The 22,977-nt window shown below is 72.3% G+C and carries 16 protein-coding genes and 1 pseudogene; 8 read left to right on the forward strand and 9 right to left on the reverse strand.

Annotated elements, in window-relative coordinates:
- The first annotated feature begins 86 nt into the window (after window positions 1–86).
- Together clpX and ACSJJR_RS07330 are read left to right on the forward strand one after the other, a co-directional pair.
- Window positions 87–1,379 (forward strand): ATP-dependent Clp protease ATP-binding subunit ClpX, encoded by a 1,293-nt coding sequence (gene clpX / locus ACSJJR_RS07325; RefSeq protein WP_435942921.1) that lies wholly within the window; start codon window positions 87–89, stop codon window positions 1,377–1,379.
- Window positions 1,376–1,753, forward strand: a complete 378-nt coding sequence (locus tag ACSJJR_RS07330; protein WP_435942922.1) for a chorismate mutase — start codon at window positions 1,376–1,378, stop codon at window positions 1,751–1,753. The genes clpX and ACSJJR_RS07330 overlap by 4 nt, the downstream gene beginning before the upstream one ends.
- A 65-nt stretch (window positions 1,754–1,818) precedes the next feature.
- Here the strand turns inward: ACSJJR_RS07330 and ACSJJR_RS07335 are convergent, their stop codons facing one another.
- The 6 genes and pseudogenes from ACSJJR_RS07335 to ACSJJR_RS07360 form a co-directional block, all read right to left on the reverse strand.
- Window positions 1,819–3,720 (reverse strand): AMP-dependent synthetase/ligase, encoded by a 1,902-nt coding sequence (locus ACSJJR_RS07335; RefSeq protein WP_435942923.1) that lies wholly within the window; start codon window positions 3,718–3,720, stop codon window positions 1,819–1,821.
- A 131-nt stretch (window positions 3,721–3,851) separates the two neighbouring features.
- Window positions 3,852–5,738 (reverse strand): AMP-dependent synthetase/ligase, encoded by a 1,887-nt coding sequence (locus ACSJJR_RS07340; RefSeq protein ID WP_435942948.1) that lies wholly within the window; start codon window positions 5,736–5,738, stop codon window positions 3,852–3,854.
- Between the two features lie 204 nt (window positions 5,739–5,942).
- Window positions 5,943–8,738: a valine--tRNA ligase gene (gene valS / locus ACSJJR_RS07345; protein ID WP_435942924.1), complete on the reverse strand. Its 2,796-nt coding sequence runs from the start codon at window positions 8,736–8,738 to the stop codon at window positions 5,943–5,945.
- A gap of 226 nt (window positions 8,739–8,964) precedes the next feature.
- Window positions 8,965–9,723: a DUF3800 domain-containing protein gene (locus ACSJJR_RS07350; protein WP_435942925.1), complete on the reverse strand. Its 759-nt coding sequence runs from the start codon at window positions 9,721–9,723 to the stop codon at window positions 8,965–8,967.
- A 290-nt stretch (window positions 9,724–10,013) separates the two neighbouring features.
- Window positions 10,014–10,199, reverse strand: a pseudogene (locus ACSJJR_RS07355) (Gfo/Idh/MocA family protein); the annotation flags it as partial.
- A gap of 61 nt (window positions 10,200–10,260) precedes the next feature.
- Complete coding sequence (locus tag ACSJJR_RS07360; RefSeq protein ID WP_435942949.1) at window positions 10,261–11,220, reverse strand: ROK family protein; 960 nt, start codon at window positions 11,218–11,220, stop codon at window positions 10,261–10,263.
- On the opposite strand from ACSJJR_RS07360, the gene ACSJJR_RS07365 reads away from it, so the two are divergent.
- Window positions 11,150–11,314: a hypothetical protein gene (locus ACSJJR_RS07365; RefSeq protein WP_435942926.1), complete on the forward strand. Its 165-nt coding sequence runs from the start codon at window positions 11,150–11,152 to the stop codon at window positions 11,312–11,314. The genes ACSJJR_RS07360 and ACSJJR_RS07365 overlap by 71 nt on opposite strands.
- A gap of 292 nt (window positions 11,315–11,606) precedes the next feature.
- On the opposite strand, the gene proC is transcribed toward ACSJJR_RS07365, so the two are convergent.
- From proC to ACSJJR_RS07380, 3 genes are all read right to left on the reverse strand, one after another.
- Window positions 11,607–12,521 (reverse strand): pyrroline-5-carboxylate reductase, encoded by a 915-nt coding sequence (gene proC, locus ACSJJR_RS07370; protein ID WP_435942927.1) that lies wholly within the window; start codon window positions 12,519–12,521, stop codon window positions 11,607–11,609.
- 78 nt (window positions 12,522–12,599) lie between these two features.
- The gene (locus tag ACSJJR_RS07375) at window positions 12,600–13,346 is read right to left on the reverse strand and encodes a sulfite exporter TauE/SafE family protein (RefSeq protein ID WP_435942928.1); all 747 of its coding nucleotides are present in this window, start codon (window positions 13,344–13,346) and stop codon (window positions 12,600–12,602) included.
- Window positions 13,347–13,436: 90 nt separating this feature from the next.
- Window positions 13,437–14,867, reverse strand: a complete 1,431-nt coding sequence (locus tag ACSJJR_RS07380) for an alpha-amylase family glycosyl hydrolase (RefSeq protein ID WP_435942929.1) — start codon at window positions 14,865–14,867, stop codon at window positions 13,437–13,439.
- Between the two features lie 17 nt (window positions 14,868–14,884).
- Here ACSJJR_RS07380 and ACSJJR_RS07385 point away from each other — a divergent pair, with 17 nt between their 5' ends.
- From ACSJJR_RS07385 to ACSJJR_RS07405, 5 genes are all read left to right on the forward strand, one after another.
- Window positions 14,885–15,643, forward strand: a complete 759-nt coding sequence (locus tag ACSJJR_RS07385) for an SDR family oxidoreductase (RefSeq protein WP_435942930.1) — start codon at window positions 14,885–14,887, stop codon at window positions 15,641–15,643.
- A gap of 420 nt (window positions 15,644–16,063) precedes the next feature.
- Window positions 16,064–19,411 carry an isoleucine--tRNA ligase gene (gene ileS / locus ACSJJR_RS07390; protein WP_435942931.1) on the forward strand — a complete coding sequence of 1,116 codons (3,348 nt, stop codon included), beginning with the start codon at window positions 16,064–16,066 and terminating at the stop codon, window positions 19,409–19,411.
- Between the two features lie 38 nt (window positions 19,412–19,449).
- A complete protein-coding gene (locus ACSJJR_RS07395; protein WP_435942932.1) occupies window positions 19,450–21,270 on the forward strand; it encodes a bifunctional folylpolyglutamate synthase/dihydrofolate synthase in 1,821 nt (606 codons plus the stop codon).
- 105 nt (window positions 21,271–21,375) lie between these two features.
- On the forward strand, window positions 21,376–22,038 hold the full coding sequence (dhaL, locus tag ACSJJR_RS07400) for a dihydroxyacetone kinase subunit DhaL (protein ID WP_435942933.1): 663 nt from the start codon (window positions 21,376–21,378) through the stop codon (window positions 22,036–22,038).
- 4 nt (window positions 22,039–22,042) lie between these two features.
- Window positions 22,043–22,918, forward strand: coding sequence for an HPr family phosphocarrier protein (locus tag ACSJJR_RS07405; protein ID WP_435942934.1), 876 nt, complete (start codon window positions 22,043–22,045; stop codon window positions 22,916–22,918).
- Window positions 22,919–22,977: the final 59 nt, after the last annotated feature.

Here is a 22,977-nt window from a genome sequence, read left to right on the forward strand (position 1 = left end):
GACCGGCGCGCCCCGGACGCGCCGGTCGCACCGCCCCGTAGGCTGAGCAGGGACCCCGCGCAGGCCGGGGCAGAACCGGAGGAAACGTGGCACGCAGCGCTGAGAGCGTCGATCTTCTCAAGTGCTCCTTCTGCGGCAAGAGCCAGAAGCAGGTCAAGAAGCTCATCGCCGGTCCGGGCGTCTACATCTGTGACGAGTGCATCGAGCTGTGCAACGAGATCGTCAACGAGGAGCTGGGTGACTCCGGCGCGGGGGTACCCCTCGAGCTGCCCAAGCCGCAGGAGATCTTCAGCTTCCTCAACCAGTACGTCATCGGCCAGGAGAGCGCCAAGCGCGCCATGAGCGTGGCCGTCTACAACCACTACAAGCGTGTCCAGGTGCGTGAGCGCGCCGTCGCCGAGGGCGACGGCCTCGAGCTCGGCAAGTCCAACATCCTCCTGCTCGGTCCCACCGGCACCGGCAAGACGCACCTGGCCCGCACCCTCGCCCGCTACCTCGACGTTCCCTTCGCCATTGTTGACGCCACGGCCCTGACCGAGGCCGGCTACGTGGGCGAGGACGTGGAGAACATCCTCCTCAAGCTCATCCAAGCCGCCGACGGTGACGTCAAGCGCGCTGAGAAGGGCATCATCTACATCGACGAGATCGACAAGATCGGGCGCAAGAGCGAGAACGCATCCATCACCCGCGACGTCTCCGGTGAGGGTGTCCAGCAGGCCCTGCTCAAGATCATCGAGGGCACCACGGCCTCCGTCCCGCCCGGCGGCGGGCGCAAGCACCCCCACCAGGAGTTCCTGGAGATCGACACGACGAACATCCTGTTCATCGCCGCAGGGGCCTTCGCCGGCATCGAGGACATCGTCCGCCAGCGCCAGCGCAAGGAGTCCGGCGCCTCCTCCCTCGGATTCGGCGGGGTCCTCGCCCAGAGCGGCACGGAGGCCCTCACCTCCCAGGTGCGCCCGGAGGACCTGCACAAGTTCGGTCTCATCCCGGAGTTCATCGGCCGCCTGCCCGTCATCGCCACCGTCCAGGACCTCGGCGTGCCCGAGCTCGTGCGAGTCATGACCGAGCCGCGCAACGCCCTCGTCTCGCAGTACCAGTACCTCTTCAGCCTCGACGGCGTCGAGCTCGAGATGACACCCGAGGCCATCGAGGCCATCGCCCGCCTCGCCCTGGCCCGCAAGACCGGTGCCCGCGGACTGACCAGCATCGTCGAGGAGGTGCTCGGTGAAGCCATGTTCGAGGTGCCCTCGATGCCGGAGGTGGGCCGCGTCGTCGTGGACGTCGATGCCGTCTCTGGGCGCTCACGCCCCCGTTACGAGGCGGGCTCGGGAACCCTGACCTCCACCAGCAAGGGCGAGCGGAGCCGGACCGCATGAGCGTGCCAGCGCCCGGGAGCAGCCAGGAGCAGGAGCGCGCGCCTGCGCGCGGGGCGGAGCGCGTCGAGGGGCCGGCCACGGGGGTGCCGCCACAGCTGGCCGCCTACCGCGCCACCATCGACAACCTCGACGCCGCCCTCGTACACCTTCTGGCGGAGCGCTTCCGCTGCACCCAGCAGGTCGGCATGCTCAAGGCCGAGCTGGACCTGCCGCCCTCCGACCCCGCGCGCGAGGAGCGTCAGGTCAGGCGCCTGCGTGCCCTGGCCGAGGACTCCGGGCTCGACCCGGTCTTCGCGGAGAAGTTCTTCGCCTTCATCGTCGAGGAGGTCATCCGCCACCACGAGGCGATCCGCGACGCCCACGCGTCGGCCTGAGACACGCCTGGGCCATCGCCCGGCCGACTGGCCCTGGCGCTCACCGGCCCTGGGGGCGCCAGGGGTCAGCCGCGCGTGGTCGGGGCCGAGGGCACCTTGGTGTAGAGGTCGTCGATCTCCTGGGCGAAGCGTGAGACCGCCTCGGCCCGACGCACCTTGAGTGAGGGCGTCAGCAGCCCGTTCTCCACCGTGAAGTCAGTCGGCAGCACCGTGAAGGTACGAATCGACTCGGCGCGTGAGACCGCCTCGTTGGCGCGCGCGACCGCCTTCTCCAGGGCGGCGAGCACGCGCGGGTCCGTGGCGGCGGCCACGGGGTCCATCGGCTCCAGAGAGTGGGAGGACAGCCACAGGGGCAGCATCTCCGCGTCCAGGGTCACGAGGGCTCCGATGCACGGGCGGTTGTCGCCGACGACGAGCACCTGGCTCACGAGGGGGTGGGCCCGCAGACGGTCCTCCAGGATGGCCGGGGCGACGTTCTTGCCGCCGGCGGTGACGATGAGCTCCTTCTTGCGCCCGGTGATGCGCAGGTGCCCACCGGGCGCGAAGGAGCCGATGTCACCGGAGCGGAACCAGCCGTCCTCGGTGAAGGCCTCGGCGGTGGCCTGGTCGTTGCTGTGGTAGCCGCGGAACAGCCCGATGCCCTGGATGAGGATCTCGCCGTCCTCGTCCAGACGGATCCGGGTGCCCGGCAGCGGCAGGCCGACAGAGCCGATGAGGATGTCGTCGGGCGGGTTGACCGTGCAGGGCGCGGTGGTCTCGGTCAGGCCGTAGCCCTCGAGGACGACGACGCCGGCGCCACGGTAGAAGTGACCCAGACGCTCGCCCAGGGGCCCGCCGCCGGAGACGACGTGGCGCACCCGCCCGCCCATGAGGCCCCGCAGCGTGCGGTAGACGAGGCGGTCGAAGGCGGCGTGCTGGGCGCGCAGGGCGCGGCTGGGGCCCTCGTGCGTGTCCAGGGCCCGTGAGTAGGCGATGGCGGTCTTGGCCGCCATACGGAAGACCTTCTGCCTGGCACCCTGGGCGCGGGCGTCGGCAGCGTTGTAGATCTTCTCGAAGACGCGGGGCACTGCCACGACGAAGGTCGGGCGCAGGGTCGCCAGGTCAGTCACGAGGTTCTTGACGTCGGGGGAGTGGCCCAGCACGCCGTGGTCGGAGCAGACCACCGTGACCTCGATGAAGCGGCCGAGCACGTGCGCCAGGGGCAGGAAGAGCAGCAGGCGCACGTCCGTGCCGCCCAGGACCTCGGGCACGTGGGCGCAGGTGTTGTAGCCGATGCCCACGAGGTTGCCGTGCGTGAGCTCGGTGCCCTTGGGACGGCCGGTGGTGCCCGAGGTGTAGACGATGGTCGCCAGGTCCTCGCTCGTGAGCCCCGCGGTGCGCGCGTCGAGCTCGCAGTGGTCCACACCCTTGCCCTCAGCCATGAGGTCAGTGACGGCGTTCTTGGACAGGGTGAGGACCTCAAGCTCGTGCAGGCTCGTGCCGGGCTGGGCCGCCGAGGCCAGGGCACGCAGCATCGTCTCCATGGCCTCGTTCTCGACGATGGCCAGGCGCACGTGGGCGTCGGAGAGGATCCACTCGGCCTGCTCGGCGGAGGAGGTCTCGTAGACGGGGACGACGACGAGACCGGCCTCCCAGGCGGCGAAGTCCATCAGCGTCCACTCGAAACAGGTGTGCGCCATGATCGCGACGGTGTCGCCCGGACGCAGACCGCGGGCGACGAGTCCTGCGGCCACCTCACGCACCTGGGCGCGGAAGGCGGTCGCGCTCATGTCGCGCCAGCTGCGGCCCAGGGAGGACTTACGGGCAAAGAGGGTGCCGCGGGGGTTGCGGCGCACGCGCTCCGCCAGGGCCCAGGGGGCGGTCATACCGGTGTGGATGGGAACGAGCAGCTCGGTGGAGTACTCGCGGGCCGTGGTGGGGCGACGCCCCGTCGTCTCGGGAGCGGTGGCGGCAGTGGATTCGGTCATGACAACCAGTGTGGGCCCTGAACGGCTGTCATGGGGGCTGATGACCTGCAAGGTATCGGGGCCGGGTCCTGTGGAATCCACGGGAGCCGTGGCCAGCGGGGCGCGTGCCAGGACACGTGCCCCGCTGGTGCTCACACCTCCTTGGGACCCTTGCGGGTGGAGGCGTAGATGTCCGCCACGGCGTCGGCGTGCACACGCATGACGGCGGAGCGCTTGACCTTGAGCGAGGGCGTGAGCAGCCCGTTGGCCTCGGTGAAGTCCGTGGTGAGCACCCGGTAGGCGCGGATGGACTCAGCACGCGAGACGGCCCGATTGGCCCGCGCCACGGCCCGGTCGAGGGCGGCGAGCACCTGGGGGTGGCGCGAGGCCTCGACGACGTCCATCTGCTCGAGCCCGTGGTTGACGAGCCACTGCGGCAGCATCTCCTTGTCGAGGGTGATGAGCGCGGCGATGAAGGGCTCGCCATCGCCGACCACGACGACCTGGCTCACGAGCGGGTGCCCCCGCAGGCGGTCCTCGAGGACCGCCGGGGCGACGTTCTTGCCGCCGGCGGTGACGATGAGCTCCTTCTTGCGGCCGGTGATGCGGATCCAGCCGTCCTCGTCGATGGAGCCGATGTCACCGGTGCGGAACCAGCCGTCCTCGGTGAAGGACTCGGCGTTGGCGGCCGGGTTGTTGTGGTAGCCGGAGAAGACGCCCAGGCCCGTGACCTCGATCTCACCGTCGGCGGCCACACGCACCCGGTTGCCGCACACGGGCGGGCCCACGGTGCCGATCTTGTTGCGGATGTCGAGGTTGACGCTGGTGGGGCCGATGGTCTCGGTCAGACCGTAGCCCTCGAGGATGATGAGGCCCAGGCCCCGGTAGAAGTGGCCCAGGCGCTCTCCCAGGGGACCGCCGCCGGAGATCGCGTAGCGGGCGTTGGGGCCCAGGAGCGCGCGGATCGTGCGGAAGACGAGCCGGTCCGCCGCGGCGTGCTGCGCCTTGAGGGCCACGGAGGGGCCCTGGGGGGTGTCCAGGGCGCGCGAGTAGGCGATGGCCGTCTTGGCTGCCCAGCGGAAGATCTTGAGCCTGGCGCCCGACCCGGCCTTGGCGTCGGCGGCGTTGTAGATCTTCTCCAGCACGCGGGGCACGGCCAGGACGTAGGTGGGGCCGAAGGCCGTGAGGTCCGGCAGCAGGGTCTTGGGGTCGGAGTGCCCCAGGACGCCGTTGCCGGCCAGGGCCAGGGTCTGGAGGAAGCGTGCGTAGGAGTGGGCCAGCGGCAGGAAGAGCAGCAGGCGGGTGTCCTCGGAGAGCAGGACGTCCGGGATCCACCTCACGCCGTTCCACGCCAGTCCCGCCACGGTGCGGTGGGACAGCTCGACGCCCTTGGGACGGCCGGTGGTGCCGGAGGTGTAGATGATGGAGTAGACGTCCGAGGCGCGCACGGCGGCGGTGCGGGCGTCCAGGGCGGCGCGGCTGATCTCCGCTCCCGCCGTGGCCAGGTCCGTCAGGGCGTCGCGGTCCAGGGACAGGACGTCAACGCTGTGGGCGTCCTCGTGGGCCGTGGAGTAGGCGCTGATGGCCTGGCGGACGATCTCGGCCAGGGCGGTGGACTCGGTGATGATGAGCCTGAGGGCGGCGTCCTGGAGAATCCACTCGATCTGCTCGGCGGAGTCCGTCTCGTAGATGGGCACCGAGATCAGGCCTGCGCGGGCGATGGCCATGTCGAGCAGGGTCCACTCGTAGGAGGTGTGCGCCATGAGGCCGACGGTCTGCCCGGCCTCGAGGCCCAGGCCCATGAAGCCGGAGGCGATACGGGCAACCTCCTCGCCGAAGGAGCGGGCGCTGACTGCGACCCACGAGTTGCCGAGGGGGGACTTGCGCTCGATGATCGTGCGCTCGGGCGCTCGCTCGATGCGGTCGGCCAGCAGCCACGGGACCGTCCAGGACTCCTCGGGCTCCGCGATGAGGGGGCTGAGGGCGACGCCGTCGACCACCTGGGGTGAACCGGCGGCGGAGGGGGTTCCCGTGGACATAGGGGCGCGCTGCGCGGAGGTGTCGGTCATCCGCGCATTGTCTCAGCACCCGTCATGGCTGCGCACGGGGCGCACCGAGGAAAGTCCGTCTGGCTCTTGGAGGAATCGACTGAACGGGGACGGCGGGCGTGAGGCAAACCACAGCGCGCGAGGGGCGCGCCCGGTCCACCCGGGTGCGCCCCTCGCGCGCTCAGAGGCCCCGGCTCACCTCGCCGGCTTGGCCGGCGGCTCGCCCAGGACGTGCTCCGTGACGACGACGGCGGCGCCCGGCTCCTCGCCGTCGGCCGGGGCGGCCGGGGTGAGGGTGAGCGGCCCGGTGACCTTCGCGGCCTCGACCAGGTCCGCGCGCACGGCCTCGACCGCTGTCGCCAGGCCCGCGGCGACCACCAGGGTGACGGACTCCAGCGGCGTCTTCTGCGAGACCTTCGCCTCCGACTTGACCTTGCGCAGCGCGGCCAGCGCCAGGCCGGCGTGACCCACCAGCGAGGCGTCCACGCCGTCGGCCGCCTCACGCAGGGGGGTGGCCGACGGCCAGGCCGAGCGGTGCACGGAGCCGGTGCGGTACCAGGACCACACCTCCTCGGTGACGAAGGGCAGGAAGGGAGCCAGCAGGCGCACGAAGGTGTCCACGGCGACCGCCAGCGTCGTGCGCGCCGAGCGCACCGCAGCGGCCTCGTGCGTGCCCGAGGCGTTGTTGGCCCGCTCCTTGACGAGCTCGATGTAGTCGTCGCAGAAGGTCCAGAACAGGGACTCGGTGACCTCCAGGGCGCGGGCGTGCTCGTAGCCCTCGAAGGCGGCCGTCGCCGCCTCCACCACGTCCGCCAGGGCGGCGAGCAGGGCCCGGTCGATCTCCTCGGTCACCTCACGGGCGTCCAGGCTCGGCGCCGGCACGGCAGCCAGGGCGGCCTCGTCGGCGTCCCAGGGCACCCCCATCGACAGGGCGAACTTGGAGGCGTTGAGCACCTTGATGGCCAGGCGGCGGCCGATCTTGATCTGCGTCTCCTCGAAGGCCGGGTCGAGGCCCAGGCGGGCGGAGGACGCCCAGTAGCGCACGGCGTCGGAGCCGTAGGTGTCCAGCAGCCCCTTGGGGGTGACGACGTTGCCCTTGGACTTGCTCATCTTCTTGTGGTCCTTGTCGAGGATCCACCCGGAGATGCCCGCGTGCCGCCACGGCAGGGCCCCGAACTCGAGGTTGGCGCGCACCACGGAGGAGAAGAGCCAGGTGCGGATGATGTCCTGGCCCTGGGGGCGCAGGTCCATGGGGTAGACGCGCGAGAAGAGGTCCTCGTCGTCGAGCCAGCCGGAGACGAGCTGGGGCGACAAGGAGGAGGTGGCCCAGGTGTCCATGATGTCGAGCTCGCCGACGAAGCCGCCGGGCACGCCGCGCTGGTCCTCGCTGTAGCCGGGGGCCGGGTCCGAGGAGGGGTCCACCGGCAGGGCGGACTCGTCGGGGACGATGACCTCGTCGTACAGGGGCTGACCCTCGTCGTCGAGCCTGTACCACAGGGGGAAGGGGACGCCGAAGAAGCGCTGGCGTGAGATGAGCCAGTCGTTGTTGAGGCCCTTGACCCAGTTCTCGTAGCGCACGCGCATGAAGTCCGGGTGCCAGGCGAGCTCCTGCCCGCGCCCGAGCAGCTCGGTGCGCAGATCCGCACCCGAGGCCGGGTTGGTCCAGGCGGTGCCGCCGTTGCGGATGTACCACTGGCGGGAGGTGACGATCTCCAGGGGCTTGTCGCCCTTCTCGAAGAAGTTCGTCTGGCGCAGCGTCTTGGTGGGCTCGCCGCGCATCTCACCGGTGGCCGCCAGGCGCTCGACCAGCGCGGCGCGGGCGGAGAAGGTCGTCTTGCCGGCCATCTGGGCGTACATGGCGCGGCCGGCCTCGTCGGTGACCCACTCGGGGGTCTCGGTCTCCAGACGGCCGTCCTTGCGCAGGATGGCGCGCAGCGGCAGGCCCAGGTCCCGCCACCAGTCGATGTCGGTGGTGTCGCCGAAGGTGCAGCACATGGCAATGCCCGCGCCCTTGTCCTTCTCCGCGGCCGGGTGGGCCAGCACAGGCACCTCGACGCCGAAGACGGGGGAGGCGACCGTCTGGCCGAACAGCGGCTGGAAGCGCTCGTCGTCAGGGTGGGCGACCAGGGCCACGCAGGCCGGCAGGAGCTCGGGGCGGGTCGTCTCGATGCAGATGTCGGCGGTGCCCTGTGGGCCCTCCTCGATGGGGGCGCCAGCGGCCTTGGCGGCGGCGGCCGCCTCGGCGTCGACGACGTGGAAGGCCAGGCGGTGGTAGTGGCCGGGGTACTCGCGCGACTCGAGCTCGGCCTGGGCGACGGCCGTCTGGAAGGTGACGTCCCACAGGCCGGGGGCGGCGGCCTGGTAGGCCTCGCCGCGCGCGAGGTTGCGAAGGAAGGCCGCCTGGGCGACCTTGCGGGCGCGCGGGCCGATGGTCTGGTAGTTCTGCCGCCAGTCGACCGAGAGGCCGAGCTGGCGCCACAGGGCCTCGAACTGGGCCTCGTCCTCGACGGTGAGGCGCTCGCACAGCTCGACGAAGTTGCGTCGCGACACGGGCACCTGGTCCGCGGCCTTGATCGACTTGCCCTCACCACCGGTGTGCGGGGGCTCGAAGTCCGGGTCGTAGGGCAGGGTGGGGTCGCAGCGCACACCGAAGTAGTTCTGCACGCGGCGCTCGGTGGGCAGGCCGTTGTCGTCCCAGCCCATCGGGTAGAAGACGGACTTGCCGCGCATGCGCTGGTAGCGGGCGACGGTGTCGGTGTGCGTGTAGGAGAAGACGTGCCCCACGTGCAGGGAGCCGGAGACCGTGGGGGGCGGCGTGTCGATGGAGTAGACCTCCGCGCGCGCGGCGGAGCGGTCGAAGGCGTAGGTGCCCTCGGCCTCCCAGCGCTCGCCCCAGGTGGCCTCCAGGCCGTCGGCGCTGACCCTCGCGGGCACGCGGGGGCTGTGGAGCTCGGAGGGCAGGATCCGGGGGGAGTGCTCAGGTGCAGACATGGGCCCGATTCTGTCACGGGCCGACACTGGGCCTCTGGGCGGGCCGGGGCTGCCGCCCTGTGAGGTGGGCTACGGGTGCGAGGAAGAGAACCTCGCTGTGCACAGTTGCGGGAGCGGCGGCAGAAAGGGCGGCCCTCGGGCCGCCCTTTCACTCACACCGTATTGGTGCTTCGGCTATAGGCCACCAAGGCCCACGCGTTGACACAGATCATACTCCACAGTCTTCTCAGGTCTCAAGGGCGGTACTGGTCCCCGGCAGGGGCGTCTGCGCCTCCTTGTGCTGGTAGACAGCGAGTGAGAAGCGGCCGTCAGGTGACCGGAACCCGTCCAGGACGGACGAGGCGCCCATACGTGTGCGTATGTAGGCTGCTAGCAGAGCTTTGTGGTTGCTCGTCGAAGCGAGCCCGACGCTCGCACGGAACTCGAAGGCGGCGGCCGAGGTGAGCAAGTCCACTGCCTGGATGCCGTCAGATGACCGAGAGTCAAGACGTGCGACGTTCGCGACTGCGAGACGGCGCAGCCGGTGGTTGACGTTGTACTTGAGCTGTTCCTCGAACAACACGTGATCTGGGGTTGTGTAGCTGTCAGCGAGAACCGTGGCGATCTCGTGCGGACGGATGAGAGCGACGATGAGCTGCTCCGCCATCTTGAGATAAGCGTCCCACTGGTTCCCGAAGCGCTCGACAGGATCGTGCACCTTGCGGTCGGCGATGAACATGTAGAACGAGCTCTGTCCCTGGTTGAGGACAATATCCGCAAGACCTCGATACAGGTCCTGGTCCATGCGACGCATTCCTCCGAAATGGAACTCGTCGAAGAAGCGCTTCTGTGAGCGGTGCTTCGTCACGGCGCGCAGCATCTCGGAGGGTATGACGAGCTTGAGGGCGCCGATGGCGAAGAAGCGGTCGCCGGAGACAGACCCCGTCTCGTCGAGGAAGATGAGAGAGCACGGATGGTCGGGTGGCAGGCTCTTCTTGGAGGACAACGTAATTCCTGGGTGATGCGGGAGCCCGGGCAGGGGATGATCCTTGCTGGAGCGAAGGCTACCCGGTGTCGTGGGTCATACGTCTGAGATGGGGAGGCGGTTGTCGTCCGTGGAGCGCGTGTCCGCGCCCGGCGCGGGCACCGGCAGCAGCCCGCCCCCGCCGTGGATGGAGCGGCGCGACAGACCCCCCGACGTCCAGGACCGCGGCGGGGAGCGCACGAGTGGCAGACGGCGTTGGTGCCGACGGCCTGCGCCTGCTGGATGCTCGTGCCCAGCACATGGCTCATGGCGTCGAGCTCGTGGCAGGCCTTGTGGACGAGCAGTCCTCCTGAACGCGCCGACTCGGCGTGCCAGTCCTTGACGTAGTAGTCGCCGCCGTGGCCCACGAAGTGGTGGCACCAGGTGGCCTTGACCTCGCCGATCCTGCCGGCGCGGATGATGTCGCGCACGGTGCGCACGACGTTCATGTGGCGCATGCTGTGGCCGACGTAGAGCCTGGTGCCGGTGCGGTAGGCGGTGGTGAGCACGCGGGTGGCGTCATCCAGGTCGGTGGCGAGCGTGAAGCCGGAACGGGCTCCGACGCCCCCGACGCCGACGCGCAGCGTGCGGTGGGGGCCTGAGGGTGGTGGTCATGGTGGTGTGCCGGCTTTTCTCAAGCGTGGACAGGAAGAGTGAGGTGCCCGTGAGCGTGACGGGGAGCGGTCGCGGGGTACCGGTCAGCGCCTGGTCGGCGGCGGCCAGGGCGAGGTGGGTCGCTCCGACGACGCCAGCCGCCCAGCCGAGCGCGCTGACCTCCGCGGCGAAGGAGAGGGTGGAGGGGGGCCTCAGGGCGCTGAGCGCCTCCAGGACCCGGGTGACGGTGCCCCGGGAGGACACGGAGGAGGAGAAGACGATGGCGTCGGGATCGACGACGGCGCCGACGCTGGCGGTGGTGAGGACGGCACGGGTGACCCAGGAGCCGCTCACGTGGGTGTCCTCGTCCAGGTGCAGGGCGAGGAAGTCGGCGATCTCACCGGCGTTGAACTCGTGGCCACGGTGGATGGCACCGCCCAGGACGAGACCGGTGTGCAGCCCGCGGGCGAGCTGGACGAAGAGCAGGACCCCGTTGGGGCGGATGCGCCCCTGCTGGCGGCGGGCATGGAACTCGCCCAGGGCGGCGGCGTTGATGTCGTTGTCCACGACCGCGGGCACACCCAGCTCCGCACTCAGGCGCTCGGCGAGGGGGAAGCCTGTCCACACGGGCACGAGGTCGGTCTGCAGGACGGTGCTGCCACCACCGACCCTTCCGGTGGCGGAGGCTGCGACGGCGCGCAGCGGCCCGTGGCGGCCCAGCCCGGCGATCAGGCACCGGACGGCGTGGTTGACGGCCTCCAGGCGCTCCTGGGCGCGTGAGCCGGGCAGGGGGGACGGGCTGTGAGGCCAGGACGTGGCAGCGCATGCCGGCGGCGGCGACGAGGGCGGAGCCCGGCAGGAGGTCGAGGCCGACGACGAGGCCAGCCTCCGGGCACAGGTCCCAGGTGCGAGCGGGACGGCCGACCGCCTGCTCCTCGGGCACGGACTCGGTGGCGACTCCTGCGGCGGCGAACGCTGACAGGACCGCGGTGACCGTGGGAGGCGAGAAGCCGGTGGCGGCGGCCAGCGCGCTGACGGTGGCGGGCGCGCTGTGGCGCAGGGCGGCGAGGACGGCGTCGGTCTTGTCCGACGGGTCCTGGGGGCGACGGTGGAGGGGGCCGCGGCGCTGCGTGCTCATCCTTGAGCATTCCTCGTGGCCACCTGGGGTTGTGCACGTCACGAGCTGGAGAGGCAGGGGAGCTTTAGCAATGTTCCTTTCGTCATGCAACGTGCTTCGGTGGGGCGGGGTGGCGTCGCACCCAGAGCCCGTCTCAGGCGCCCAGCTCCTGGTCGCGCGCCACCGTCGCCCTAAAGCCCTCGATGACCGCGCTGGAGAACCCCGCCCGCTCCATCGCCACGAGCCCGGCGACCGTCGTGCCCCCCGGCGAGCACACGGCGTCCACCAGGTCCGCCGGAGTGCGGCCGCCCTCGGCCCTCGTGGCCGCCTGCACGGTCAGTGCCGAGCCGAGCACCGCCTGGGCGACGATGTCCACCGCCTGCACCTTGGGGACGCCCGCCAGGACGCCTGCCCGCGCCAGCGCCTCGATGAAGGTGAGGACGAAAGCGGGCGAGGAGCCCGCCAGGCCCACGAAGGCTGAGAAGTCCCGCTCCGCGATCCGGGTGGTGCGCCCCACCGCCCCCATGAGCCCCTCCGCCAGGAGCAGGTCCTGCTCGCCCGCCTGCGAGCCCGCTGCCAGTGCCGTCATCGACGCCCTCACGGCCGCCGCCATGTTCGGCATCGCCCGCACCACGCGCGAGCCCTCGGGCAGCAGCGCCTCCAGGCGGGCGAGGGGCAGGCCCGCGGCCAGGGAGACGACCAGCGCCTGGTGCTCAGCGAGCACCGTGCGCAGCGCTTCGAGCACCGCTGGCACGACGTGCGGCTTGACCGCGAGGACGACGACGTCGCTGGCGCGCACGAGGTCCGGCGCCTGCGCCACGTGCTCGACCCCCTGGTCGGCCAGCTCCTGGGCGAGGGCGGCGGCTGAGCCGTGCGCGCTGGTCACGAGCAGGCGCGTGGCGCCCGGGCCCCGGGTCAGTCCCGCGTCTACCGCCCCGCGCACGATCGCGCCCGCCATGCTGCCTGCGCCGATGAAACCGACCGCCGTGCCGGGCGGCAGCGCCGTGCCGGGGCGGCGGTCGGGGGTGCGGGGTGCTGCGGGCGTGGCTGGTGCTGCCTGGGAGGTCATGGCCGTCAGGCTACCGGCCGCCGTCGCGCCCGCGTGGGCGGCCCCGCGAGGCGGTGCGCGGCGCCTGCCGGCCGCTGCTCACAGGGCGGTGGTGATGAGGTACAGGCAGGAGGCCACCGTGAGCACGGTGACGATCCTGTTGAAGAGGTCCTGGTCCATGCGGGTGGCCAGCCGTCGTCCGGCGAGGGCCGAGGCCAGCACGACGGGCACCAGCACGAGGTCGATCCACAGGGCCTCGGGACGGATGACGCCCAGGGCGATGGAGAAGGGCAGCTTGACGACGTTGACGATGAAGAAGAACCAGGCCGAGGTCCCCAGGAAGGAGGTCACCGCGAAGTCTGAGGCCAGCAGGTACATGCTCATCACCGGCCCGCCCGCGTTGGCCGACATCGTCGTGAAGCCTGCCAGCGTGCCGTAGACCGCGCGTCCCACCCGACCCTGGACCCGCGGCGGCTGCGGGCGCCTCATGAGCACGAGCGTGACGGCGATGAGCACGAGCAGCAGCACGCCGATGAACACCGCGGTGAGCCGGTCCGGGGCCACCGCCAGGAAGGCGCTGCCCAGCAGCACCCCGGTGAGCACGCCGGGCACGAGCCGGCGCAGCGTGGCCCAGTCGGCGTCGCGCCGGTAGGTGGTGATCGCGACCATGTCCGCCACGAGCAGAAGCACGAGGATCGTCCCTGTGGAGGCCTTAGCCGGTAGGACCGCGGCGAACAGCGCCACCGCCAGCGTCGTCACCCCGGGCAGGGCAGTCTTTGACACGCCGATGGCGGCCGCACCAACGGCCAGCAGGACCCAGGCGCCTGGGGACAGGGAGGACAGCATGGTGCCAGCCTAGGTCTCCGCAGCGTCGACATCCTCCGTTTTGTCAGGACAACTTGGCTGTGCGTCCTGCGGTGGCGCCGTGCCCGCGCCTCAGGCGAGCACCGCCCAGCCCGTCGGCGGCAGCACCACGCCGCCGTCCACCGGCCGCGCCGGATCCAGCCCGTGCGCGCCGGCCAGCACCCGCCCCCTGCCGCCGGTGGGCAGCCACGCCTCGTGGTCCTCCAGGCTCAGCACGAGGACGACGCCCCCCGCCTCCTCCTGCGCGGCCACGCAGGAGCCCTCGCGCGGCCGCAGCGCCAGCGACAGGAGCCGGTTGTCCAGGTGCAGGCGCTCGATCACGGCGTCGTGCAGCCACGGCAGGCGCCGCCGCAGGGCGATGAGCTCGGCGTGCAGGTGACGCGTGGGCGCCCCCGGGCTGTGCTCGTCCCACTCCGCCGCGGGCAGCGGCGGGCGGATGGCGTCGTCACCGCCCAGACGCTCCTCCTTGACGGCCTCCAGCCCCTCCTCGTCCCCGTAGTACACCGCCGGCGTTCCCGGCAGCAGGAGCAGCAGCGCCAGGGCGTGGCCCAGCAGGCGCCGGCTGCCGACAGCGGAGGCGATGCGGGTCGTGTCGTGGTTGCCGACGAAGGTCCACGGCACGAAGCGCTCCAGCATCTCGGCGTGCCGCGTCAGCGTCCAGTCCAGCTCGTAGAGGTTGGCGTCCGCCAGCGAGTGCCACACCGCCTGGCGCAGCTCGTACTGCGTCACGGCGTCCATCCCCGAGGCCTGCACCACGCCCGCGTAGTCGCCGTGGATCACCTCCCCGTAGACGTACACCTGCGGGAACCAGGCCCTGACCCGGGGCAGCACCGAGCGCCAGAACACCGGGTCCACCGCGTAGGCGGCGTCCAGGCGCCAGCCGTCCACCCCGCGCTCGCACCAGTGCTCCATCACCCCGGCCACGAGATCGGCCACCTCGGGTGAGGCGTGGTTGAGGGCAGGCAGCCAGTCCTGGCCCTCGAAGCGCTCGTACCCGGGCGCCGTCCCCGGCGCCCACGCCTGCTCGCCGCCCGGCCAGGTGAGCCGGTACATCCTGGCGCCGGCGCTCGAGGGCCCCTCCTGCGCCAGGCGGGCGAAGGCCGGGTGGGCGATGCCGGTGTGGTTGAACACGCCGTCGAGCATGACCTTGACGCCGCGCGCGTGGGCCTGGCCGATGAGCGTGAGCAGGTCCTCCTCCGTGCCCAGCCGCGGGTCCACCCGCAGGTAGTCCACCGTGTCGTAGCCGTGTGACATCGAGTCCAGCACCGGCCCCAGCTGGAGCACGTTGGCCCCCAGCCTCACGAGGTGGTCCAGCCACGGCACGAGCCGCAGCAGACGGTGCTCGCCCGCTGCCGCCCCGGCGGGGGAGGACGGGTCCGCCGGGTCCCCCTCGGGACGCAGCGCCTGGGCACCGACCGCCCCCAGTGGGAACACGTGCCAGGCGATCGCGTGGCGCACCCAGGCGGGCTCGTGCGGAACGAGGGGGACGGCGTCGTCGCTCATCGGGCCAGAATACGGCCATGACCCCTTCCACCACCGCCGCCCGCCGCGCCCTCGTCACCGGAGCCTCCACCGGCATCGGGGCCGCCACCGTCCGCCTCCTGGCCGCCCACGGATGGGAGGTCGTCGCCACCGCCCGCCGCGTGGAGCGCCTGGCGGCCCTGGCCGCCGAGACCGGTTGCCAGTGGGTGGCCGCCGACCTCCAGGAGCAGGGCGACATCGACCACCTCGCCGAGCGGGTCCTCGACGGCGGGCGCCTGGACGCCGTCGTCAACAACGCCGGAGGGGCCCTGGGTGCTGACCTCGTCGCCGACGGCAAGGTCGAGGAGTGGCTGACCATGTACGAGCGCAACGCGCTCGCCGCCCTGCGGGTGAGCCAGGCCTTCCTGCCCGCCCTGCGCGAGAGGGGCGGGGACCTGCTCTTCCTCACCTCGACCGCCGCCCACGGCACCTACCCCGGTGGGGGCGGCTACGTCGCCGCCAAGCACGCCGAGCGGGTCATCGCCACCACCCTGCGCCAGGAGCTGGTCGGCGAGCCGGTGCGCGTCATCGAGGTCGCCCCCGGCATGGTCGCCACCGAGGAGTTCGCCCTCAACCGCTTCCACGGGGACCGGGCCCGCGCCGAGGCCGTCTACGCCGGGGTCGCCGCGCCCCTCGTCGCCGAGGACGTCGCCGAGTGCGTCGTGTGGGCCCTCGAGCGCCCCTCCCACGTCAATATCGACTGCCTCGTCGTGCGCCCGCGCGCCCAGGCGACCAACACCCTCGTGGCCCGCGGCTGAGCGGGGCGCCCGGCTCGGCCGGCCCGCGCCGGGCGTGCCGACGCGGGCCGGGCGTGCCGACGCGGCCGGGCGTGCCGACGCGGCCGGACGTCGCGGTGGCGGTGTGTCCAAGCCGACGCCCCGGCGCGCCGGCCCCGGCTGGCCCGCGCTCGCGGCCCCTGGCTACACTCCCGGCAACCAGGCAGTGACCCGGCCGGGTGCGACGCACCCGGGCATCACCGGCGAGCCTCCCGGAAGAACAGGCCCTTGGTGCCCCACTAGACCCGGGCGGGAGGGGCCCGCACAGCCCCCAACGAAGCGGCCCTGCGCCGCCGCCACCGGCGGCACAGGGCAAGCGAGGTGGTACCGCGGTACCGCCGCCCCACGGGGCGGTCGGCGTCGTCCTCGTGACACTCAGACGTTCACGAGAGGCACACACCCATGGCACAGTCCGCACCGGCCGCCGGCGACTCCTTCCACCCCCGGGGATACCCTCTGCACCGCGACGGCCAGGGCGTCAACCCCTCGCCCTCCTTCCCGGCCATCGAGGAGGACGTCCTGGCCTACTGGAAGGCCGACAACACCTTCCAGGCCTCCATCGACAACCGTGACGAGACCTGCGACGAGTTCGTCTTCTACGACGGCCCGCCCTTCGCCAACGGCCTTCCCCACTACGGCCACCTGCTGACCGGCTACGTCAAGGACGCGGTCGGCCGCTTCCAGACCCAGCGCGGCAAGCGCGTCGAGCGCCGCTTCGGCTGGGACACCCACGGGCTGCCCGCCGAGCTCGAGGCCCAGCGCCTGCTCGGCATCGACGACGTCACCGAGATCACCCGCCCCGGCGGCATCGGCATCGAGAGGTTCAACGAGGAGTGCCGCACCTCCGTGCTGCGCTACACCAAGGAGTGGGAGGACTACGTCACCCGCCAGGCGCGCTGGGTTGACTTCGACAACGACTACAAGACCCTCGACCCGCACTACATGGAGTCGGTGCTGTGGGCCTTCAAGCAGCTGTGGGACAAGGGCCTGGCCTACCAGGGCCACCGCGTCCTGCCCTACTGCTGGCACGACCGCACTCCTCTGAGCAACCACGAGCTCAAGATGGACGACGACGTCTACCAGGACCGTCAGGACAACACCGTCACCGTGGGCCTGCGCCTGGTCGAGCGGCTGAGCGACCTCCCCGCCGCCGACGGCACCGACCGGCCCGAGCTGGCCCTCATCTGGACGACGACGCCCTGGACCCTGCCCTCCAACTCCGCCGTCGCCGTCGGGCCGGAGGTCGAGTACAGCGTCGTGCGTGTGGGCGCCGACCTCGACTCCCCCCTCGCCGGCCAGGACGTCATCATCGCCAGCGAGCTCGTGGGCGCCTACGCCCGTGAGCTCGGCGAGGAGCCCGAGGTCCTGTCCACCCGCCCGGGCCGCGAGCTCGAGGGCCTGGCCTACCACCCGATCTACGACTACTACGACGACGAGGCCCACCGCGCCGAGGGCGCCGCACCCGGCCCCGCGGCCTGGACGTTCCTCCTTGCCGATTACGTCACCACCACCGACGGCACCGGCCTGGTCCACCAGGCCCCCGCCTTCGGTGAGGACGACATGCTCATCTGCCAGGCCTACGGCATCGGCACCGTCATCCCCATCGACGACGGCGGCGTCTTCACCTCAGAGGTCCCCGACTACGCCGGCACCCAGATCTTCGACGCCAACAAGCCGATCATCGCCGACCTGCGCGACGGCACCGGGCCGCTGGCCCGCCGCGAGGAGCACCAGCGCGCCGTCCTCGTGCGCCAGGCCTCCTACGTGCACTCCTACCCGCACTGCTGGCGCTGCCGCAAGCCGCTCATCTACAAGGCGGTCTCCTCGTGGTTCGTGCGCGTCACCGCCATCCGTGACCGCATGGTCGAGCTCAACCAGGGCATCGACTGGTACCCCGCCCACATCAAGGACGGCATCTTCGGCAAGTGGCTGGCGGGTGCCCGCGACTGGTCCATCTCGCGCAACCGCTTCTGGGGCGCCCCCATCCCCGTGTGGGTCAGCGACAACCCCGACTACCCGCGCACCGACGTCTACGGCTCCTACGCCGAGCTCGAGGCCGACTTCGGGGTCAAGGTCACCGACCTGCACCGGCCCTTCATCGACACCCTCGTGCGGCCCAACCCGGACGACCCCACCGGCCAGTCCACGATGCGCCGCATCCCCGACGTCCTGGACTGCTGGTTCGAGTCCGGCTCCATGCCCTTCGCCCAGGTGCACTACCCCTTCGAGAACGTCAACTGGTTCGAGTCGCACTACCCGGGCGACTTCATCGTGGAGTACATCGGCCAGACCCGAGGCTGGTTCTACACCCTGCACGTGCTGGCCACGGCGCTGTTCGACCGTCCCGCCTTCACCTCCTGCGTCTCCCACGGCATCCTCCTGGGCAACGACGGGGCGAAGATGAGCAAGTCGCTGCGCAACTACCCGGACGTGTCCATGGTCCTCAACCGCGACGGGGCCGACGCCATGCGCTGGTTCCTCCTGTCGGCGCCGGTGATGCGCGGAGGCAACCTCGCCGTCACCGACCAGGCGATCCGCGACACCGTCCGCCAGGTCCTCCTGCCCCTGTGGAACACCTGGTACTTCTTCGCGCTCTACGCCGGCCGGGCCGAGGACGGCGCGGGCTACACCACCCAGGGCGTGGACCTCGACGACGCCAGCCTGTTCGGCCCGCGCGGACGCCTGGACGTCATGGACCGTTACGTCCTCGCCCGCGTCAAGGACCTGACGCAGACCGTCGGCGCGCAGATGAGCGCCTACGACATCACCGGTGCGACCGCCACCGTCCGCGAGTTCATCGACGTGCTCACCAACTGGTACCTGCGCACCTCGCGCACGCGCCTGACCAGCGCCGACGCCGCCGTGGCCCGCCCGGCCTTCGACACGCTCGCCACCGTGCTGCGCGTGCTCACCGAGGTCATGGCCCCCCTCGCCCCGCTCGTGAGCGAGGAGATCTGGCGCGGCCTGACCGGCGGGCGCTCGGTGCACCTGACCGACTGGCCGACGCTGCCCGAGCACGTCGCCGACCCCGCCCTCGTCAGCGCCATGGACGAGGCCCGCGACGCCGTCTCGGCGACCCTGAGCCTGCGCAAGGCTGAGAGGCTGCGCGTGCGCCAGCCGCTGCGCAGCCTGACGGTCGCCACGGCCGACCCCGCCGGCCTGGCGCCCTTCCGTGCCCTCATCGGCGAGGAGGTCAACGTCAAGGAGGTGCGGGTCCTGGACGCCGCCACCGCCGGCTACGAGGTGAGCGAGGAGCTGACCCTCAACCCGCGCGCCTTCAGCCCCGAGGTCCGCAAGATGACGAGCCGCCTCTTCGCCGCCGTCAAGGCGGGGGAGTGGACCCTCACCGAGGACGGCGACGTGCGCTTCGACGAGCTGCTGCTCGACGGCGTGCCCGTGGTCCTCGAGGCCGAGGACTCCGCCTTCACCCTCACGAGCCGCATCGACGTCCGCGACGAGTCACTGTCCGCCGCGATGCTGGCCTCGGGCGCCTTCGTCGTGCTCGACACGGCGCTGGACGAGGAGCTCGAGGCCGAGGGCTGGGCCCGCGACCTCATCCGCCTCATCCAGGACGAGCGCAAGGCCTCCGGCCTGAGCATCGGTGAGCCTGCCGTCGTGACCCTCACGGTCCCGGCGGAGCGCCAGGCCTGGACCGGCGCGCACCTGAGCCTCATCGCCTCCGAGACGATCTGCTCCGTGCAGGTCGTCGTGGGCGAGGGCGAGGCGAGCGCGACGGTGACCCGGGCCTGAGCGCGCCACGCGCGCACGCACGCACACGAAGGAGCAGCATGGACAAGCACGAGGGCGCCGCCTTCGGCATCCCTGAGGGGGCCAGCGGCGAGGAGGTCGTCGACGCCGTCTTCGGTGACGGCCTGCACGAGGGCGGCCTGGCGGCCCTGCGCCGCCAGGCCACGGGGACCGAGGGCGTGGACCCGGAGCTCCTGCCCTACATCGAGGCCGCCGACGCCCCCGACCTGTCCGTCACCGACGTGCGCGAGGCCGGGGCCGATCAGGCCGGGCGCCTGGCCGAGCAGGACGCCGAGGACCTTCAGGCCCTGCGCGAGCTCGTCGCCCGCAACATGCTCGGCGCCGACAGCCTCGACCAGCTCGACGCCCTGCTGGCCGAGGTCGATGAGGACGGCTCCGACGACTGGGAGCAGTGGGACAGCGTCCTGCCGGACCCGCCCGACGAGCAGCAGGCGCACCGGGCCTCGCTGCGTGCCGCCGCGCGAGCCGTGGAGGTCAGCGCCCGCATGCGCCAGGTCGAGGCCGAGATCCTGGCGCGCGCGCCCGAGCACAGGGTCCAGCCCTCCCTGTCCCGGGTCGAGGCCGTCCTCGACCTCCTCGGCCACCCCGAGCGCGCCTACCGGGTCGTCCACGTCACCGGCACCAACGGCAAGACCTCCACGGCCCGCATGACCGAGCGCCTCCTGGCCGCCACGGGCATGCGCACCGGGCGCTTCACCAGCCCCCACCTGGCCACGATCCGCGAGCGCATCAGCCTCGACGGCGAGCCGGTCAGCGAGGAGGGCTTCATCGCCGCCTGGGAGGACGTCGAGCCCTACGTGCGCATGGTCGATGAGCGATCGGTGGCAGAGGGCGGGCCCCGCCTGAGCTTCTTCGAGGTCCTCACCGTCATGGCCCTGGCCCTCTTCGCCGACCACCCGGTGGACGTCGCCGTCATCGAGGTCGGTATGGGGGGCACCTGGGACTCCACGAACGTCGTCGCCTCGCAGGTCGAGGTCATCACGCCCATCGGGCTGGACCACGCGGCCTGGCTGGGAAGCACCCTGCGCGAGGTCGCCCAGAACAAGGCCGGCATCATCAAGGACGGCGCGACCCTCGTCACCGCCGTGCAGCCTCCCACGGCGCAGGAGGTCATCGCCGCGGCGGCCGCGCAGCACGGCGTCGTGTGGCGTCGTGAGCCCGACCCGGAGGAGGACCCCCAGGCGCCCGGCGCGGGCACCCTGCGCGTGCTCGACCGCACGCTCGCCGTCGGCGGGCAGATGGTGAGCCTGGCGACCTCCGCCGCCGTCTACGAGGACGTCTTCATCCCCCTGCACGGGCACTTCCAGGCGCACAACGCGCTGCTGGCGCTGGCTGCCGCCGAGGCGGTCTTCGCCGGGCGGCCCCTGCCCGCCAAGGTGGTTGAGGACGGCTTCGCCTCGGTCACGAGCCCGGGCCGGCTCGAGGTGCTGCGCTCCTCCCCGACGGTCCTGGTCGACGCCGCCCACAACCCGCACGGGGTGGGCGCCCTCGTGCCGGCGGTCGAGGAGGCCTTCGGCTTCCAGCACCTCGTGGCCGTCATGGGCATCATGGCTGACAAGGACGCGGAGGGTGTGCTGTCCGTCCTCGAGCCGGCCACGGACGCGGTCGTGGTGGTCCCGGTGGACTCCCCGCGGGCGATGGACGTCGAGGCGCTGGCCGCGACGGCGCGCGAGGTCTACGGCGATGACCGGGTGGTCGTCGCGCAGGACCTGGCCTCCGGCATCGACCAGGCGGCCAGGCTCTCGGAGGGCTCCGGGGCGCCCCTGACGGCCTCCGGGGTGCTCGTCCTGGGCTCGGTGGTGCTCGCCGCCCAGGCGCGCGCGCTCTTCGGCCGGGCTTGACCCCGCCACGGACCGGGCCCGGGTCTCCAGCCGCCGGGGGCGGTCATGGAACAATGGGCGCAGCCACGCGCGTGAGCGCCCACCGTCACCGTCGAAGGAAGCACCATGCCTCTTGACGCCTCCTGGGCCGAGTCCTGGATCCGCCTGTCCGCGCAGGCCGTTGCCGAGCACCGTGAGGAGCTCACCGCCCTCGACACGGCCATCGGCGACGGCGACCACGGCACCAACCTCGACCGTGGCCTGCGCGCCGCCGTGACAGCCCTGCAGGACGCGGGCGAGCTGCCCACGCCGGGGGCGGTCCTCAAGCGCGCCGCGACAGTCCTCATCTCCACGGTGGGCGGTGCCGCAGGCCCCCTCATCGGCACGGCCTTCCTGCGCGCGTCCCGCGAGGCCGACGCGCCCGTGCTCGACGCGTCGGGCACCGCCCGGATGGTCGTGGCCGCCTGCGAGGGAGTCCTCGCCCGGGGGCACGCCGAGGTGGGGGACAAGACGATGGTGGACGCCTGGACGGCCGCCGCCCGCGCCGCCCAGGAGGCCGTGACCCGGGTGGGTCAGTCCGCCGACGCCCCGGCTGTGGTCCTCGAGGCGGCCGCAGGGGCCGCCGCCGCAGGGGCAGCCGCCACTGAGCCGATGCGGGCGCGCCGAGGCCGGGCCTCCTTCCTGGGCGAGCGCTCGCGCGGGCACCGGGACCCGGGCGCCGAGTCCACCTCCCTCATCCTGGCGGCCGCGGCCCGAAGCGCCCGGCAGGCCTGCGAGGTGAGGGGTTGAGACGGTGACCGCCCTGCCCTCCTGCGCCGAGCGCGCCCGCCAGGCCCCCGACGGCCACCACGCCTCGCACGAGCGGCCCTCGCCCCGTGACGGCCGGCCCCTGACGGCGGTCCTCGTCGTGTCGCACTCGGTCCAGCTGGCCGAGGGCGTGGGGGAGATCATCACCCAGATGGCCCCGCAGGTCCTCGTGCGGGCAGTGGGAGGCGGCCCCGACGGCGGAGTCGGCACCGATCCTGCAGCCGTGGAGGCCGCGGTGCGCGAGCTGCTCGAGGCGGGCCACGAGGTGCTCATCACCACGGACCTCGGCAGCGCCCTCATGGTCGCGCAGATGGCGGTCGAGACGGTCCTCGCGGAGGAGGGCGCGCCGGGCCCAGGTGTGGACGGGGCCCAGCCCGCGGTCGTCGTCGACGTCCCGGTGGCCCAGGGCAGCCTGGCCGCCGCGGTGGAGGCCTCCTGCGGGTCGGGCGCCACAGCCTGCGCCAGGGCGGCCCGCACGGTCATGGCCCTGTGGGACGACGCCGCCCGCGCCCACGCGCCTGCCCCGCAGCAGGAGCCGGCCGCCTCGCGCCCGCTGTACGTCAGCGACCCGGCCGGTCTGCACGCCCGGCCCGCCGCCCAGCTGGCCGTGCTCCTGGAGGCCGAGCGCTCACACCTGTGGATCGAGGGACGGCCCGCCACGACGCTGGCGCAGCTGCTCGTCACCGGCGTCACCGGCGCGGGCAGGGTCGAGGCGACGGCCGTCGGCCCCGACCCCGCCACGACCCTTGAGCGCGTCCAGCGCCTGCTGGCCGGTGAGGTGGGCCCCGGTTCCGGGCGGGTCCCGGATGCCGCTGACGAGCCGCCCGGGCAGGGCGCGGCCCCGCTGTCACCGCGGCCCTGAGCACGCGCGGTGACGGCCTGCGCCGCCCCGGCGCCTGTCCAGGCCGCGGGCAGGCAGCC

The sequence above is a fragment of the Actinomyces sp. W5033 genome (assembly GCF_051303165.1).

Coding starts and splice junctions, on each gene's coding strand:
- ACSJJR_RS07385 (WP_435942930.1), top strand. CDS start 14,885: ATGACCCCTTCCACCACCGCCGCCCGCCGCGCCCTCGTCACCGGAGCC.
- dhaL (WP_435942933.1), top strand. CDS start 21,376: ATGCCTCTTGACGCCTCCTGGGCCGAGTCCTGGATCCGCCTGTCCGCG.
- ileS (WP_435942931.1), top strand. CDS start 16,064: ATGGCACAGTCCGCACCGGCCGCCGGCGACTCCTTCCACCCCCGGGGA.
- ACSJJR_RS07375 (WP_435942928.1), bottom strand. CDS start 13,346: ATGCTGTCCTCCCTGTCCCCAGGCGCCTGGGTCCTGCTGGCCGTTGGT.
- ACSJJR_RS07335 (WP_435942923.1), bottom strand. CDS start 3,720: ATGACCGAATCCACTGCCGCCACCGCTCCCGAGACGACGGGGCGTCGC.
- ACSJJR_RS07330 (WP_435942922.1), top strand. CDS start 1,376: ATGAGCGTGCCAGCGCCCGGGAGCAGCCAGGAGCAGGAGCGCGCGCCT.
- ACSJJR_RS07395 (WP_435942932.1), top strand. CDS start 19,450: ATGGACAAGCACGAGGGCGCCGCCTTCGGCATCCCTGAGGGGGCCAGC.
- proC (WP_435942927.1), bottom strand. CDS start 12,521: ATGACCTCCCAGGCAGCACCAGCCACGCCCGCAGCACCCCGCACCCCC.
- ACSJJR_RS07380 (WP_435942929.1), bottom strand. CDS start 14,867: ATGAGCGACGACGCCGTCCCCCTCGTTCCGCACGAGCCCGCCTGGGTG.
- valS (WP_435942924.1), bottom strand. CDS start 8,738: ATGTCTGCACCTGAGCACTCCCCCCGGATCCTGCCCTCCGAGCTCCAC.
- ACSJJR_RS07340 (WP_435942948.1), bottom strand. CDS start 5,738: ATGTCCACGGGAACCCCCTCCGCCGCCGGTTCACCCCAGGTGGTCGAC.